Source organism: Providencia sp. PROV200, assembly GCF_049901995.1.
In the GTDB taxonomy this organism is placed as follows: Bacteria; Pseudomonadota; Gammaproteobacteria; order Enterobacterales; family Enterobacteriaceae; genus Providencia; species Providencia rettgeri_E.
In genome coordinates this window covers 3,196,623-3,213,809 of sequence record NZ_CP096307.1, presented here as the reverse complement: position 1 = coordinate 3,213,809, position 17,187 = coordinate 3,196,623, and the positions used below count along the sequence as shown (strand labels likewise).

Sequence of the window (17,187 nt, the reverse complement as noted above, 5' to 3'; positions counted from 1 at the left end):
CTATGGATTTTAATGTTTTCAATAAGAAACTATTTATAGTTTAAATTAAAGAGAGAGTAAACTCTCTTTAATATATGAATTTTTATTAAATTTACTTTAGTTTTGGTTTTATATCGAGAATATTCTTTACTTAATTAAGTGGTTTTACTTAAAAATAAAAGGCCGTATCTAATTAGTTGAGTGACAACGATAGATATGACCTTTTCATTGTCAGCCTTAAACGACCTCCTAAGGAGGTAGTGATTGACCCTGTGAGGCTATAGCCGGAAGGAAACCCATATTAAAAAACTACCTCTTACTCACCACAAGTAAAGAGGAAATAACATGGATTTATACAGAAGTTCATCACATGTGTATTGGTGTTGCAAATATCATCTAGTTTGGATACCTAAATATCGTTATAAGATATTGAAAGATAAAGTAGGAAAAGAACTTTATAGAACAATTTATATTCTCTGCAATATGAAAGACTGTGAGTATTGAAGCTAAATGTTCAGCCAGACTATGTTCATTTAGTTGTAATGATCCCACCTAAACTATCAATATCAGCACTGATGGGAGTCCTGAAAAGACGTAGTGCGATGAGGTTATATAATCGATTTCCACATATACGTAAGAAACTTTGGAGTAATCACTTTTGGGCTAGGGGATATTTTGCTAATACGGTGAGGGGTAATGAAGTCATCATTAGGCGTTATGTAAGGCATCAGGATAAAGTTGATCAAGAGCTCGACCAACAAATGGAATTATTGGAGGATTAATAAAGAATATAGCCCACTTATAGAGGGCTATATTTAAAGCCACCTCTTTTAGAAGGTGGCATATATTAGATAAATCAATAAATTATATTATAACTATTTATTGATGATAACAGTACCGCCCGTGATTTTTCCATAAGAATTGGAAAGCAGAGGCGTGTTAACTTGAGTAGTACCATTTGAGTTGATTCTACCATAGGCATTGTTGATGGAACTGTTGCCCTTAACTGTTAAATTAATACCTGCATTTATTGCACCATTATAGTTGGAAATTGAATTCGCTTGGATATTCATATTTCCTGCACTATTAATTTGAGCGTAGTTGTTAATAAGCTCATTGCTCAATGCTACATCAATATCAGCTTCACCAGGTGCAGGGAAAAGAGCATTCGTTTGAACGATACCTGAAGTATTATTCATCTGAATACCTTTAATTTTAATGTTGCCATTGTTGGTGACAATCCCCCCTTTTTGGCTTGGTAAACCAAGGTTATATGTGTATCGGCTAAAGTCAGACGAATTAGTATTACTGATATAATCAGCATTCATTACTAAGTTATTATCCGCTTTAATCAAACCATTAGAGTTGTTTAAATATTGAGAGATAAAGTTAAGGTTAAAGCCTTTAATGTAACCAGCATTATTAACTAAATTATTAACTTTAAACGTCGATTTACCATTGTTAGAAGAGATAACACCATTATTTGTCAGTTTTGGTGAAGTAATATTCAATAATTTCTCACTGCTAATTACCGATTTACTATCATTAACGACTGAATTGTATGCAGTAATATCCATTCTGCCATTTTCAGTTTTCATGGTAGATGACAGGTTGTTTAAAATATTAGTATCGATAGTCATGCGGCGTTTTGCATAGAGCGCACTTGATGCTTTATTATCTAAACTTTTACCTGTGAAAGTAAAGTCTCTACCTGCTGAAATGATAGCTTGTTCATTGATGAGTCTATTAACGTTAAAAACAATATCTTGGCCAGCAGTAAATCTGTATTTACCATATTTACTATTGTTACCTGCCCAGTTGTAGATTGTATCTGCGTTAACATTAATGTTGCCTTTCTCAGCATGAATCAAGCCATTACTATTCTGGATGTCTTGTGCGGTATTGATGTTAACGTTTTGATTAGCTTTGATTAACCCATTATAGCGATTGAGTAAAGTACCATTTGAGGAAATATTAACATCACCATTAGAGGAGATAATTGTCCCATAATCATTACTAAAGGAATTAGTTGAATTAGCAGCTAAGTCAATGTTTCCTCTGCTTTGAATGGTTCCAGTATTATTTATAGCACCAGCTTTAACGTTTAATCCTTGATTACCCGCATTAATAACACCTTTATTAAAGAGACCTGTATTGGAATCATTAATATTAATGTTCATTTTTTCTGCGTTTAAGCTACCGTTTGCAGCGACAGTTACACCGTAATTTTTCTGATTATAAGGCCCGGTAATACTAGAGATTATATTACCATTTGCATCATAAAAATTAGAACCGGTTGTAATGTTTAGTTCATTTGCTTTAACGTTGCCGTTAACAAGTACAGCGCGAGAGATAAAATCAACAACGCTGTTAGATGTCAGGTCATTATTAACTGTAATTTCGCCTTTAGAGACATTGTAGCCAACTAAGTTTTGACCAACAACAATAGGTGTTCCTGTAACAAATGCACCACGTGTAGCGTTGATGAAGCCACAGCTGTTACATGTAATACCCGATGCATTAGCAACAATAACTTGAGCTGCATTTCCAGCAACTTCCATCATACCATTAATAGTTGTCATGCTGTTGCCGATAACTTCATTTAAGATAACTGAAGCCTCTTTACCAGCAGTAATATTATCATTTCCAAAAATATTACCCCCTAAAAGGGTATCAGTTGCAGTGCTACTGTTATTAAAAATAACGCCTTTTTCGTTCACATTAAAACTTTGATAGGTGTTATGGGAAATACCACTGTCTGTTGGTTTTTTGATGTGAATGATATTTAAACCGTTTGGTTTATAAATGATACCTGTACCGTCTAAACTATAGGTTCCATTCGTATCATAGCTACTAATACCCGGAGCATAAAGGGTTGTTATATAATCAGATCTGAGTTTACCATAATAGTTATTAATATTACTTGCTGATTTAATATCCAAACGGCCTCCCGCATAGATATCACCTTTATAGTTATTTAGCCCTTTAGCATCAATATTGATTCCGCCATAACTAATTAACTGTCCATTATTGTTATCTAGTTCATCAGTTAATTTAAACTCCATTCCACCACTTGTTGCTGCTTTTTCTGATGAGGAACTTTTAAATAATCCAAAATAGTTAGAAACCTTATTACCAGTAACTGTAATGCCGGAATTTAATGCTTCAATACCACCAACTTTGTTTGTTAAAGCAAATCGAGATGCAACAGAAGAGAAATTATTAGAGTTTAAGTTGCTTAAATGACCAACATTTAATGTCATGTCGTTATATGAGCGAATATATCCACCATTGTTGCTTAGAGTATTAGCGGTAACTTTAAGTGTTTTTCCGTCAATGAAACCTTGTGTGTTACTTATATTATTAGAAGTAATAGTTAAGTTATCACCAGCAATAGACCCACCGTTATTTTCAAGATTGTCAACCTTGATGTTAGAAGCATAAGTTGGGACTGGTACTGTATTTGGTACATTAGTAGGTGAAACAATTTTACCTGCATTGATTAATTTTGCAGAAGTGATATTTAATCCACGGCCGCTACTAATGGTAGATTTTGCATCATTATTAATATATTTGGTAATGTTATAATCAGATTTTGCATTTTTTGCTGTAATAGATGATGATTTGTTGGTTAATATATCAGCATCAACTTTTATTCTACGTTGCGCGGTTACTGCAGAATTTGTATTTTCTAACCCTGAATTTAGCGTTAAATTAATATCTCTTCCAGATTCAATTCTTGCATTTTCATTAATGATTCGGCTGGCTTTTATATTAATATCTCTACCTGCAATAATTCTATCTTCAACGTGGCTATTAGCTGTATTTCGCCACTGATAGAGTGTATCAGTTAAATCAATATTAATATCACCAGTTTCGGCTTTGATTATACCATCACCATTTTGAAGCGTTTCACCTGAAATACTTACATTGTTTTTAGCTTGAATGGAACCTTTATAGCGGTTAAATACTGAGGAATTACCTGCGAGACTAATGCTGCCATCTGTTGAGATGATTTTTCCACCATCGTTGTTGATGAAACCACCGGAATTAATATCAACGTTAATATTCTTTCTAGCAGTAATTATGGCATCATTGTTAATACCTGAGGCTTTTACATCAATATTACCGTTAGATTCAATTCTATTTCTTTTATTAGATAGCCCACCATTAGAAGAGATAGATAAACCATCATTACCAGCAGAAATAATGCCCTGATTGCTAACGCCGACCCCCATTTCGGTAGAAACAAGGGTAATTTTATCTGCGTACATACCCCCTAAAGACGAAACGTCAATTGCGACAGAAGGGCGGCTACCTGTACCGGCAACAGAAGATAATACTTCACCATTAGCATCGACAAAGTTATTTCCCGTAACAACTTTGATTTCTTTTGCTGCTAATTGACCATTAATAATTGCTGAACGAGCAATCAGTTCAGTTGGAGAATTAGACGTTAAGTTTTTATTAACGATAATTTGGCCTTTAGAAACGTTATAGCCAAGAATTTCTCCGTTAGTAACAATTGGCTTACCCGTTGTTAGAGTCGCACTTTCTGTATTAATGAAGCCGCATGAGTTACATGTAATACCTGATGGGTTAGCAACAATAACTTGTGCTTTTTTCCCTGCAACTTCAACCATACCATTTAGCGTTGTTGCATTATTAGAGTTAACTTCATTAAGGATAACTTTTGCTTCACCACCCGCTAAATTAAGGTTTCCGTTAATCATTCCACCTAACTGAGTATTAACGTTATCTTTACTGTTGTTTAAAATGACTCCCTTATTATCAACATCGAATTTATTGTATATATTGTGAGAAACCCCTTTGTCACTAGCTTTATTTATATTAACAATTGTTGGGCCATTGTGCTGATTGATTACTCCAGCACCGTTAGTATTAATTATTTCGCCATGAGCCATTGAAGTCATCCCTAAAATTGCAGAGACGCATAAGACGATAGGCTTTAGCTTTAATGTATGATTAGAAGACCCACTTTTAATAGGCTGACTCATAGAAATATCCCTAAATATGATTTGAAGTTAATATATGTAAATTAACAATACCCCATTATAACACTTGAATTATGATTGAAATTTAAAATAAGTATATTTAAAAATACTTATTCAAAGTCCAGTTTTTTATTCCAAAATAAAATATCATCAATGAGTTTTTCGTGGTTGAATATATATTTCTTGAGGTTAATTTCTTTGTAATCAACAAATAAGCTTTACTCTGCTTCAGAATAAATATGTATCAATACTTAAATCAATATGCGTATAAATATAATTACAACAATTGTTAATCATAAGTTTTTTTGGATTAATATTTTCATTTTAATTTAAAAGAAATGAAAATATATTTTATAATTTAATTACGCTATTTTTGGATTTAATCGGTAAAAAGCTCTTAAATGTAAGAGCTTTTTATTTTTAGTTTAATTTATTTTTTTTGAGTTAATGTTGAAATAGCTTCACGGTAACATAACTCAAGTTTTTCTCGGCTGTCTGCAGTAATATGTAAGTCGTGTAACCGGCCATTATTAATCCCATATACCCAACCGTGGATCATCACTTTCTGGCCTCGTTTCCATGCAGATTGCATGATGGTTGAATGCCCTAAATTATAAACTTGCTCAACGACATTTAATTCACATAAACGGTTAAGGCGCTCGCAAGGTTTTAGCTCACCTAACATAGAGCTATGTCTGTACCAAATATCTCTTATGTGTAATAGCCAGTTATTAATTAAGCCAAGTTCGGTGTTATCAACCGCTGCTTCAATACCACCGCAACCGTAGTGGCCACAAATAATGATGTGCTCAACTTGTAAGACATCAACGGCATATTGAATGACAGATAAACAGTTTAGGTCAGTGTGAATAACTAAGTTGGCAACATTACGGTGCACAAAAAGGTCGCCAGGTGCGGCGTTAATTAATTTTTCTGCAGGTACTCGGCTGTCAGAGCAGCCTATCCATAAGAATCTCGGCTTTTGCGCTTTTGATAATTCTTTGAAGAATTCGGGATCTTGTTCATTGACTGATGCTGACCATGCTTCATTGTTAGCAAACAGCTCTTCGATTTTTCTCATCATGACTTATAGCCTAGTTGTGTTACTTTGCGATAAAATCTTATACAACATTTATTGATTAATTAATAATTAGTTATACTAATTTCAACACCCTTATGATGAACCTGTCTTTTCGTCAAGACAACCCTATATTCATAACATATTGAATTATATTGTATAAACTAATTATCTCTTTTCTGCATAACATAGAGCAGAAAAAAGTGGCATCATGGTGATATATTGCCTTCAAATCGTCCTAAGAATAAAGGTTTTTTTTACATATGACATATGCACTTGAGTTATCGCAGTTAACCAAAACCTATCCAGGTGGTGTGAAAGCCCTGAAAGGGATTGACCTGAGCGTTGAAGACGGTGACTTTTACGCATTGTTGGGGCCAAATGGCGCGGGTAAATCAACCACAATCGGGATCATTAGCTCACTGGTGAACAAAACGAGCGGTTCTGTAAAAGTATTTGGTTATGATTTAGAAAAGCAAGTTGTACAAGCAAAGCAGCAACTTGGATTAGTGCCTCAAGAGTTTAATTTCAACCCATTTGAAACGGTATTGCAAATTGTTCTTAACCAAGCCGGTTATTATGGTGTTACTCGCTCTGTGGCTGTTCAACGTGCGGAGCAGTACCTGACCCAACTTGATTTATGGGAAAAACGTGATGAGCGGGCGCGTAATTTGTCCGGTGGTATGAAACGCCGCTTAATGATAGCCCGTGCGTTGATGCACCAACCAAAGCTATTAATTTTGGATGAACCAACAGCAGGTGTTGATATTGAACTTCGTCGTTCAATGTGGACATTCTTAAAGAACCTTAACGCTCAGGGAACGACAATCATTTTAACCACTCACTATTTGGAAGAGGCTGAAATGTTGTGCCGTAATATTGGCATTATTCAACATGGTGAATTAGTTGAAAATACCAGTATGAAACAATTACTGAGCCAATTAGAATCAGAAACCTTTATTTTTGATTTAATGCCAAAAAGTCCGATCCCTCAATTATTAGGGTATGAATCACGTTTGATAGACACCTCAACACTTGAGGTAGATGTCAAAAGAGAGCAAGGTCTAAATAGTGTTTTTAGCCAATTCAGTGAGCAAGGTGTTCAGATTTTAAGTATGCGAAATAAAGCAAACCGGTTAGAAGAGTTATTTGTTAACTTAGTCAAAAGAGAAAGTAATGCAACCGAGAAGGAGATTGCAAGATGATCTCATTATATTGGGTCGCATTAAAAACTATTTGGATAAAAGAAGTCACGCGGTTTGGCCGTATTTGGATACAAACATTGTTACCACCAGTGATCACAATGTCGTTGTATTTTGTGATTTTTGGTAATTTAATTGGTTCAAGAATTGGTGATATGGGCGGTGTGGATTATATGCAGTTTATCGTCCCCGGGCTGATCATGATGGCGGTGATCACTAATTCATATTCAAATGTTTGTTCTTCTTTCTTTGGTTCTAAATTTCAGAAAAATATTGAAGAATTACTCGTTGCCCCTGTTCCGACGCATATTATTATCGCAGGTTTTGTTGGTGGTGGTGTTGCTAGAGGGATTTTAGTCGGCTTTCTCGTTACATTGGTATCGTTATTTTTTATTCCATTGCAAGTGCATTCATGGGCAATGGTGGTAATAACTTTATTGCTAACCGCAATTGTGTTTTCCCTTGCCGGTTTATTAAATGCCATCTTCGCTAAGACATTTGATGATATTAGTATTGTTCCTACCTTTGTATTAACACCATTAACGTATTTAGGCGGTGTGTTTTATTCGTTGTCATTACTACCACCGTTTTGGCAAGCCGTCTCTAAACTGAACCCAATTGTGTATATGATCAGCGGCTTTCGTTATGGCTTTCTGGGAATAGCTGATGTTTCTATCGCGATTACATTAGGCGTCTTAATGATTTTTTTAGTCGTTTTTTATGCATTAACATGGTTCCTAATTGAGCAGGGTCGAGGCCTCAGAAGCTAAATTTTAGGGATGAAATTGTGTTAAAAAAAACGGCTTTTGATACTGAATGTAATCAAAAGCCGTTTTTTATTGAAATGTGTATAAATGGTGTTATTAATCAATTCATTGGGTAAGTAAAACCCCAAATTAAGCCACTTGGACAGGAACCGCTTTTGCTAGGCGACTCATTTTATTGTTTTCATCAAAGTAAGCTACTTTTGGCTTATGTAAACGAGCATCTTCATCTTCTATTTGCACATAAGAGCAAATAATCAGTTTATCACCAACTGCAGCTCGGCGTGCAGCAGCACCATTAACCGAGATAATTTTTGAGCCACGTTCGCCTGAAATAGCATAAGTTGAAAAACGTTCACCGTTATCAACGTTGTAAATATCAATGGCTTCGTATTCAAGGATCCCCGCGGCATCCATGAAGTCCTGATCTATCGCACATGAGCCTTCATAGTGTAGGTCTGCTTGTGTAACCGTGACGCGATGGAGTTTGCCTTGTAACATTCTTCTTAACATTTTTTTCTTCCTCATTTGGCTCACAGCGTTGTTGGTGGTGCTCACTCGCCCTAGTCACATACTTATGTGCTCCTAAGGACTCGCTTACTTACCGCCTAGCTGTGAACCAAATGAGTTTGAAAAATAAAAGCCATTCGGAACACAGACATTGAATTAACGCTATAAACACTGTAATTGCAGTGTGTTATTTCATTTTTATAATTGATTTATTTTTATGCAATATCGCGTTGCAGGTCAACTTGTAAATTATCAATAAGACGCGTTTGACCTAACCATGCAGCCATTAAAATAACCGCACGTTTACTGGACTCACCAAGTGGTAATAATGTATCTGCATCACGAATAAATAGCTCATCAGGGGTAAAACCGGCCTCACGTAAGCTATTATTCATCTCTTCGATAATAACTTCAGATGCGTTAGGCTCAGCGACTAATTTTTCACCCGCTTGTTGCATAATTTGAAACAGTTTAGGCGCTGTTTTTAGCTCTTCCGCTGATAAATTATTGTTGCGTGAACTCAGTGCTAGGCCATTTTTGGCTCTAACCGTTGGGACACTAACAATTTGAGTATCAAATGATAAGTCAGAAACTAATTTGCGAATTAATTGCAATTGTTGGTAATCTTTTTCACCAAACAAGGCAATATCTGGCTGAACTAAGTTGAACAGCTTAGTGATAACCGTTGCGACACCTCTGAAATGACCGGGGCGGCTTGCGCCTTCTAACATGGTCGATAATTCAGGAACGTCAACAAAAGTCTGCTTTTCCATCCCTTCAGGGTAAAACTCTTGTGGGGAAGGGGCAAAAATTAAGTTGATGTCACGGCGCTTTAATTTTTCGCAATCCTGTTGCAACGTCCGAGGGTAATTGGCTAAATCAGATTGCCTATCAAATTGCATCGGGTTGACGAAAATACTGGCAATGACAATATCAGCCTGTTTTTTTGCTTGGTCAATGAGCGTTAAGTGACCATCGTGTAAATTACCCATTGTTGGGACAAGTGCAATACGTTTGCCTTCTTGTTTCCAGCGACGGATTTCACGGCGTAAAATAAGTGCCGTTTCAACGATAAGCATACGTGTGTTCCTTATAGTTTCTGATATCAATTAAGAAAAAGAGTGGGCTTCACTTGGGTAAATGCCATCTTCCACTTCTTGGATATACATACGAATAGCATCATGAAGGTTGCCTGCTTGAGCTAAAAAGTTTTTAGCGAATTTAGGCGCTCGCGCTGTAATACCCAGTGCATCATGCATAACAAGGATTTGTCCATCAGTTCCATTTCCTGCACCAATACCAATTACCGGTAGAAGTAGCTCTTCCGAAACATGACTTGCTAAGGCGGTTGGAACACATTCGAGAACCAACAATTGGATACCTGCATTTTCTAATGCAATCGCATCCTTGAGTAACTGATTTGCTGTCACCTCATCACGACCTTGGACCTTATAACCACCTAGGACGTTGACGGCTTGTGGTGTTAAACCGAGATGACCACACACAGGAACAGAGCGTTCTCCTAACATTCTTACAGTATCACATAGCCAGCTGCCACCCTCAATTTTCACCATGTTTGCACCTGCTTGCATTAAGATTGCTGCATTAGCACAAGCTTGTTCTGGGGTGGCGTAACTCATAAATGGCATATCTGCGATAATGAAGGCATTGGGGGCGCCTTTGCGAACGCATCGGGTGTGGTAAGCAATTTGCTCGACAGTAACTGGTAAAGTCGATGATTCACCTTGGATCGTCATTCCCAGTGAGTCTCCAACGAGCATCACTTGGATACCTTGCTCATAAAATAATTGAGCAAAGCTTGCGTCATAGGCAGTCATCGTTGCAAATTTGTGTTTGTCTTTTTTAAACTGACATAAATCAGCCAGAGAAATTGGTTTCATTATAATAACCTCCGGAAATGATCTCCCTGCGACCATACCTCATAAGAGGTTGAACATTTTAGGCTGGAATATCCCAAAATGTTAGGCCATTTCGAGGGACTTGTTTGAGTCTTTCTGAAAGCTTTTCGCCATCAGGAAAAACAAGAGAAGGAGCGATTTCATTAAGCGGATACAACATAAACTCGCGCTCTTTTAGCCCATAATGTGGAACGGTTAACCGTTCAGTATTGATAATACGGTTACCAAAAAGCATGATATCAAGGTCAAGTGTTCGTGGGCCCCAACGTTCTTCTTTACGTACACGACCAAGCTCAAGTTCTATTTTTTGAGTGTGGTTGAGAAGTACTTCGGGCTCAAGACTCGTTTCGAGTAGTACAGCCAGATTCAGAAAATCTGGCTGATTTTGCGGGCCTAGTGGCTTGGTTCGATAAACAGAAGAGGTAGAAACAACACGACTATTGGGAATAGCATCTAATGCTGCAATAGCTTGCTGTGCCTGTAGTAGCGGCTCACCAAGGTTACTTCCTACTGCAATATAGACGTGTTCCATTGTATTCTCTCTATCTATTATGACTTATTTGACCGACGCGCACCTGTTCCACCTTGTGATGAACGTGGGCGGTGGCGACGGCGAGTGGGTGCATTGCCTAATTCCGAAATCATTTCACGCTGTTTAGTATTATTTGCCTGTTGAAAATCAGCCCACCATAATGCTAACTCTTGTAGTTCGTTTCGGTGCTCAACATTGGCCCTTAATTCTAATAAATCAAACGCGGCACGGAATTTCGGGTGCTCCATTAATTTATTGGCACGACGACCTTGGCGACGAGGTAAACGTAACTGCAGCAACCAAATATCACGCATCGTGGTTGTAATGCGTTTGGGGATCGCAATCGAACGGCACTGTTCGTCTAAAATATCATTCATCGCAAGGGCAAAGGCATCATAATAGGCTAGCCCGCCTTCTTGAGAGAGCTTTTCAGCATGCTCTGTCACTGGGTACCATAACATAGCCGCAAATAAAAAAGCAGGGTTAACACGCTTATCATTTTTTAATCGGAAATCAGTATTTTTAAGGACTTGCTCAATGATTTTTTCCATTGGCGAATCACTGTTATCCGTAAAGCGGCTTGCGACAACAGGGAAAAGCTGCTCAAACAAACCATATTTTTTGAGCATTTTATAGGTATCGTAACCTTGGCCTGCTTGTAGTAATTTGAGTGACTCTTCAAATAACCGAGCAGATGGAATTTCTCTCAATAAATGAGCAAGTTGGTAAATTGGCTCTGCAGTTTTTGGTTCGATGTTCATATTTAATTTGCAGGCGAAACGTACCGCTCGTAGCATTCTGACTGGGTCTTCACGATAGCGTGTTTCTGGGTCACCAATTAGACGAATAACGCCAGCTTTTAAGTCATTTAAACCATTAACGTAATCACGTAATGTGAAGTCTTCGATATTGTAATAGAGGCTGTTAACGGTGAAGTCCCGGCGGATCGCATCTTCCTCAATGGAACCAAAGATGTTATCACGTAACAACATGCCGTTTTGTGCTTGTGCAGATAAGTTTTTGTCATCTGAGGCATTTTGGTCATGGTGGCCACGGAAAGTTGCAACTTCAATAATTTCGGGGCCAAACATAATATGTGCTAGACGAAAACGACGACCAACGAGTCGGCAATTGCGAAATAATTTGCGGATCTGCTCAGGTGTGGCGTTCGTCGTAATATCGAAGTCTTTAGGTTTTTGGCCTAAAAGCAAATCACGCACACCTCCACCCACTAAATAGGCTTCAAAGCCACTCTTGTTTAAGCGGTACAGCACTTTTAACGCATTGTCACTAATATCACTGCGCGAAATAGGGTGTTCGGAACGCGGGATAACAGTAATGTTTTCTTCGTTTACGGTTGTCATTGTAGGGCGCTTCTCAGGTGTTGAATCGGCACGTTGAGATTGACGAACCGTTTTTCTAATAGGGGTTGTTTTATGGGGCTGAGCTGTGTTCCGCTCTTTAGGTGCGGTTTGCGCATGAGCAGAATGAGTGACTGGCCTTTTACCGGCTGCCTGACTATCTCGCGAAGGATCACGATGTTCTACTACATCTTCAGGGGATGCGGCTGTATTGCGAGATAAAATGTTACGGCAGAAATTTGCTACTCGGTTAAAAATAGTACACCTCGATGTCATTACCAATATTCATTAAACAAAATAAGCGGCTAATCATAGCTCACAGAAGTTTCTTTGAGAATGGTTAAACGAATAAAAGTCGTCTCTAATTATAAACGTTACCAATAAAATTTACGCAAAATAATAGCGTAAAAAGCTTTCTTGCTATAGGGGTATAAGGTTAGAAGCCTTATTTTAAGCGCTTTTTTGTTGTTAGAGGATTATTCAACTTCAAACTATAGGGTTAAAAAATAACCTAATCTATTTCCGTAAAAATTTACGTGAAAGTAAATGTTTATCTTATTTAAAAGAGCACGATAGGACGTTATCGCCAATTAATGAGTAGAAAGGTGCGGGGGAGGATGGAGTGACGTGATAGCTAACGCAAGGAATAAGCTTTGAGCTGAACACAACAAAATGTAGAGTTCCCTTGTAACGGCGCAGTAATATGCGCCGTTCAGGACTCCATTATAGACACTAGCCAGCCATTTGCTTTTCGCGAATTTCAGCTAATGTTTTACAGTCGATACATAAATCAGCGGTAGGACGGGCTTCCAAACGACGGATACCAATTTCTACACCACATGATTCACAATAGCCAAAGTCGTCATCTTCAACTTTTTTCAGCGTTTTTTCGATTTTCTTAATCAGTTTACGTTCACGGTCCCGGTTACGTAATTCAAGGCTGAATTCTTCTTCCTGAGCGGCTCTATCAACGGGGTCTGGAAAGTTAGCTGCCTCATCTTGCATATGAGTAACAGTCCGGTCCACTTCATCTCTGAGTTGATTGCGCCATGCTTCGAGAATGAGCTTAAAATGCGCCAACTGGGCCTCGTTCATGTACTCTTCGCCAGCTTTTTCATGATAGGGTTCAACCCCAGCAATGGCGAGAATGCTTAAGGACGATGTCTTACGTTTTTGCCCTTCTTGCATAATGCTTCTCCTACACACGCAAATTTTACAAAAACCCCAAGGGGGAAAAATTAAGGTCGCTATAAATAGCAGAAGACTGCTCTCTTGGCAATCGTTCCTGCAATGAGTTTTGTAATGCTGTGAGGGCGAGCGTGTTTATTCCCTTTTTAGCGCCCAGAACTCTGCGGCCTCGTATAAAAATCGGTTAAAAAAACTTTATTTAATAGAGTTAAAGTGAATCTGCTTACTTAACACCATTTGTTGAACAGTTATATCAGCTTGATAACAAAGCACTTCAACACCACTTTGTCTCGCTTCCTCCAATAATAGCGCATATTGTTTATCAATATGTGCCGCAGCAGATGCTACGTGAATACCTGTGTGTAAAGCAACAAACAATAGTATGGCTCTTTTTCCTTCTTTCGCAATATACATTAGTTCTCTTAAATGTTTTTGGCCCCTAAGTGTCACTGCGTCAGGAAAAAAACCTTGATTATTTTCGAGTAAAGTTACTGATTTTACTTCGATAAAGCAATCGGGTAATCCATTTTGCGTGAGATAGAAATCGATTCGGCTATTTTCTGTGCCATATTTGACTTCAGGTTTTATTACGCTGTATTCGGATAATTCTGGAATGTGTTTTTCGGTTAAGGCTTGCGCAACTAATTGGTTCGCACGAAGGGTATTAATGCAAATAAAATGACCGTTTGCTGTTTGGGTTAACTCCCAGCTATACGGGTATTTGCGTTTTTTATTATCAGACGTTGAATACCAGATGGTATCACCCGGGGTTGCACAACCTGTCATAGCGCCTGTGTTTGCACAGTGAATTGTCATTTCTTCACCATTCGGTAAAGTGACATCAGCCAAAAAGCGCTTGTAACGCTTAATTAAAGTGGCTGGTTGTAAGGCAGGTTTAAATTCCATGAGCTCTCCGCTAGCGTATCGGTAATATGCTTACTGGCAAAAGAGGCTAATGCTACAATGTCTGACAGTAAAAGTTAAATAGATGGAGTGATAGCCCCAGTGTTACCGATATTCGAAGTTTGTGAGGACATACTTACCGCCTTGATGGCTTCACCTCAAGTATTGCTTCATGCACCTACAGGTGCGGGTAAATCAACTGTTTTGCCGCTAGAAATATTAAAGAGTGGGGTTATTAATGGTCGGGTTATCATGTTGGAGCCTCGTCGCCTAGCGGCACGTTCAGTGGCGGCTCGTCTTGCACAACAACTTGGTGAAGAAGTCGGTCATACCATCGGTTTACGCATGCGCTCTGAAACTAAAGTTAGTCGTCACACGCGTCTTGAAGTGGTGACAGAAGGCGTACTGACTCGTTTATTGCAAAATGACCCAATGCTTGAAGGGGTTGGTTTAGTTATTTTAGATGAGTTTCATGAACGAAACTTACAAGCAGACCTCGGTCTAGCTTTGTTAATTGATTCACAACAAGCTTTACGCGAAGATTTGCGTATTCTATTGATGTCAGCGACATTGGATAATCAAGGGCTGTCTCAGCTGTTTCCTGATGCGCCGGTTATTACTTCACAAGGGCGTACATTTCCCGTCATACGTGAGTATCATCCAATAAAGCCAAATAAACTCTTTCATAAAGAAGTGGCATTGGCAGCTTGGCAATTATTGCAGCAAGCGCATGGGTCTTTATTATTATTTCTTCCAGGTGTGGGGGAAATCGAGAAAGTAAGAGTAGAACTCGCTTTGATGGTCAGTGAGGACATACTTTTATGTCCTTTATACGGAGCACTATCTCTACAGGCTCAGCAACAAGCGATACAAGTGGCACCTGAAGGTATGCGTAAGGTGGTATTAGCCACCAATATTGCGGAAACCAGCTTGACGATTGAAGGGATCCGCCTTGTGATGGACAGTGGTTTTGAACGTGTGGGGCAGTTCAATCCACGAACAGGGTTAACCAAATTAGTGAAACAGCGAATTAGCCAAGCGTCGATGGCGCAGAGAGCAGGGCGAGCAGGCCGTTTGGAAGCAGGAGTTTGTTGGCACTTGTTTAGTGAAGAGCAAGCTGAGCGGGCGGCACAATTTAGTGAAGCCGAAATTGCGCAAAGTGACCTGAGTAGCTTATGGCTGTCTTTATTACAGTGGGGGTGCCACGATGCGGCACAGCTTAGCTGGCTCACTTTACCACCAAAACCTGCGATATCAGCGGCAAAAGATTTACTGGGTAAATTAGGTGCTATTGATGCTGCTGGTAAGTTAACGTCTTTTGGGCAGCAGATGGCGGAGTTAGGTAGTTCAGTACGAACAGCAGCAATGTTATGTAGAGCACAACAAAGCCAAAATCAGCATGTTATTCAATTAGCAGCACTACTGGTGGCGATTATCGAGGAACCTCCTCGTCAACAAGATGCGGATCTTCGCTATTGCATAGAAAGGCCAACAGAGGGGTGGTGTAAAAGAGCATCAGCACTTTGCGAACAAAAAGTGCCGAGTACCATTGGTCAGCGAGATGCGCTCATTAGTGAGTGGTTACCAACGTTGCTGGCTACAGGGTTTCCCGACTACATAGCGAAATCTCGAGATAACCAACAACGTTACCAATTAGCGAGTGGCTTAGGGGCAACGTTGGGTGAATCAGATAGACTATTGGGGACACCGTGGTTAATGGTGGTATCCTTATGGCAACCCGAAAATATGGCGGATGCGCGTATTTCCTTGGCTTACCCTGTCGAGATTGACAGACTACAAGCCGATTGCCCATCACTGTTTAACATCCAAGAAACGGTCGAATGGGATGAACAAAAAGGGACATTATTAGCTTGGAAGCGCTTGCAATGCGGTCAATTAGTGGTGAAATCAGAACGTTTAAGCAACCCAGATAAGACTGAACTTCGCCAAGCGTTGGTGTATTGGTTGAAACAAAATGGCTTACAGCAGCTAAATTGGCAGGAAGATGCGCGGCAATTATGTGTCCGTTGTACGTTAGCTAAGCAGTATTTCCCCGATGTTGATTTCCCAGATTTTGATGATATAGCACTATTGGATTCGCTGGGTGAATGGCTAGAACCTTATCTTGATGGCGTAACGAATAAACAAAAATTACAGCAGATTGACTTAGCCTCTTTATTAATCAATCGATTAGATTGGCAGCAGCAACAATGGTTAGAAAATATGTTCCCAAGACGCTATCAGGCGCCATCTTTACATGATGTAAGTATTCACTATTCGTTAGATAAGCCTCCTGTAATCGCAATTCGAATGCAAGAGATGTATGGAGAAAAAACAAATCCGACAATAGCACAAGGGAAGATAGCGGTAACGGTATCTCTACTGTCCCCTGCCATGCGGCCGTTGCAGATCACGCAAGACCTTGGCGCGTTTTGGCAAGGCAGCTATAAAGAGATACAAAAAGAGATGAAAGGGCGTTATCCAAAACATTTATGGCCGGATGACCCTGCAAATACTGCACCAACAAGACAAACAAAAAAAGCGATGATGGGTGCGAAATAACCTATTTTTATGCTCTAATAGCGGGTTTCCTTATTTAGCCAATTGATAGGCTAAACTGAGTAAGGAAATGTAATTAAGAGCTTTCTTTGGTGAAATCTCTGAGGTTATGGGCCAAAATTAACCACTAAACTGGCATAAATAGTGAGTGACTCAGATATTTTGTAAGGTGATATG

At 38.9% G+C, this 17,187-nt stretch carries 12 protein-coding genes and 1 pseudogene; 4 read left to right on the top strand and 9 right to left on the bottom strand.

Going from position 1 to position 17,187, the window contains the following annotated elements:
* The first annotated feature begins 324 nt into the window (after nt 1-324).
* Nucleotides 325-761: pseudogene (gene tnpA / locus M1E86_RS14745) on the top strand (IS200/IS605 family transposase).
* A 93-nt stretch (nt 762-854) separates the two neighbouring features.
* Here tnpA and M1E86_RS14740 read toward each other — a convergent pair.
* A complete protein-coding gene (locus M1E86_RS14740; RefSeq protein WP_213913870.1) occupies nt 855-4,997 on the bottom strand; it encodes a filamentous hemagglutinin N-terminal domain-containing protein in 4,143 nt (1,380 codons plus the stop codon).
* A gap of 427 nt (nt 4,998-5,424) precedes the next feature.
* Nucleotides 5,425-6,078 carry a carbonate dehydratase gene (gene can, locus M1E86_RS14735; RefSeq protein WP_102139423.1) on the bottom strand — a complete coding sequence of 218 codons (654 nt, stop codon included), beginning with the start codon at nt 6,076-6,078 and terminating at the stop codon, nt 5,425-5,427.
* Nucleotides 6,079-6,335: 257 nt separating this feature from the next.
* Here can and M1E86_RS14730 point away from each other — a divergent pair, with 257 nt between their 5' ends.
* Nucleotides 6,336-7,277, top strand: coding sequence for an ABC transporter ATP-binding protein (locus M1E86_RS14730; RefSeq protein WP_004913716.1), 942 nt, complete (start codon nt 6,336-6,338; stop codon nt 7,275-7,277).
* The gene (locus M1E86_RS14725) at nt 7,274-8,044 is read left to right on the top strand and encodes an ABC transporter permease (RefSeq protein WP_004913713.1); all 771 of its coding nucleotides are present in this window, start codon (nt 7,274-7,276) and stop codon (nt 8,042-8,044) included. Before M1E86_RS14730 ends, M1E86_RS14725 begins: the two co-directional genes overlap by 4 nt.
* A 126-nt stretch (nt 8,045-8,170) precedes the next feature.
* On the opposite strand, the gene panD is transcribed toward M1E86_RS14725, so the two are convergent.
* The 7 genes from panD to sfsA all read right to left on the bottom strand — a co-directional run bounded on the left by panD (nt 8,171) and on the right by sfsA (nt 14,454).
* The gene (gene panD, locus M1E86_RS14720) at nt 8,171-8,551 is read right to left on the bottom strand and encodes an aspartate 1-decarboxylase (RefSeq protein WP_125891601.1); all 381 of its coding nucleotides are present in this window, start codon (nt 8,549-8,551) and stop codon (nt 8,171-8,173) included.
* Between the two features lie 212 nt (nt 8,552-8,763).
* Entirely contained in the window at nt 8,764-9,627 is an 864-nt protein-coding gene (gene panC, locus M1E86_RS14715; protein ID WP_125891600.1) for a pantoate--beta-alanine ligase, read from the bottom strand.
* A gap of 30 nt (nt 9,628-9,657) precedes the next feature.
* Nucleotides 9,658-10,449, bottom strand: coding sequence for a 3-methyl-2-oxobutanoate hydroxymethyltransferase (gene panB / locus M1E86_RS14710; RefSeq protein WP_102139420.1), 792 nt, complete (start codon nt 10,447-10,449; stop codon nt 9,658-9,660).
* 58 nt (nt 10,450-10,507) lie between these two features.
* Nucleotides 10,508-10,999, bottom strand: a complete 492-nt coding sequence (gene folK, locus M1E86_RS14705) for a 2-amino-4-hydroxy-6-hydroxymethyldihydropteridine diphosphokinase (RefSeq protein ID WP_125891599.1) — start codon at nt 10,997-10,999, stop codon at nt 10,508-10,510.
* Nucleotides 11,000-11,016: 17 nt separating this feature from the next.
* Nucleotides 11,017-12,363, bottom strand: a complete 1,347-nt coding sequence (gene pcnB / locus M1E86_RS14700) for a polynucleotide adenylyltransferase PcnB (RefSeq protein ID WP_213913947.1) — start codon at nt 12,361-12,363, stop codon at nt 11,017-11,019.
* Nucleotides 12,364-13,092: 729 nt separating this feature from the next.
* A complete protein-coding gene (gene dksA / locus M1E86_RS14695; RefSeq protein ID WP_004260494.1) occupies nt 13,093-13,548 on the bottom strand; it encodes an RNA polymerase-binding protein DksA in 456 nt (151 codons plus the stop codon).
* Between the two features lie 195 nt (nt 13,549-13,743).
* On the bottom strand, nt 13,744-14,454 hold the full coding sequence (sfsA, locus tag M1E86_RS14690) for a DNA/RNA nuclease SfsA (RefSeq protein WP_125891597.1): 711 nt from the start codon (nt 14,452-14,454) through the stop codon (nt 13,744-13,746).
* A 144-nt stretch (nt 14,455-14,598) separates the two neighbouring features.
* On the opposite strand from sfsA, the gene hrpB reads away from it, so the two are divergent.
* On the top strand, nt 14,599-17,013 hold the full coding sequence (gene hrpB / locus M1E86_RS14685) for an ATP-dependent helicase HrpB (protein ID WP_426099144.1): 2,415 nt from the start codon (nt 14,599-14,601) through the stop codon (nt 17,011-17,013).
* Nucleotides 17,014-17,187 lie beyond the last annotated feature (174 nt).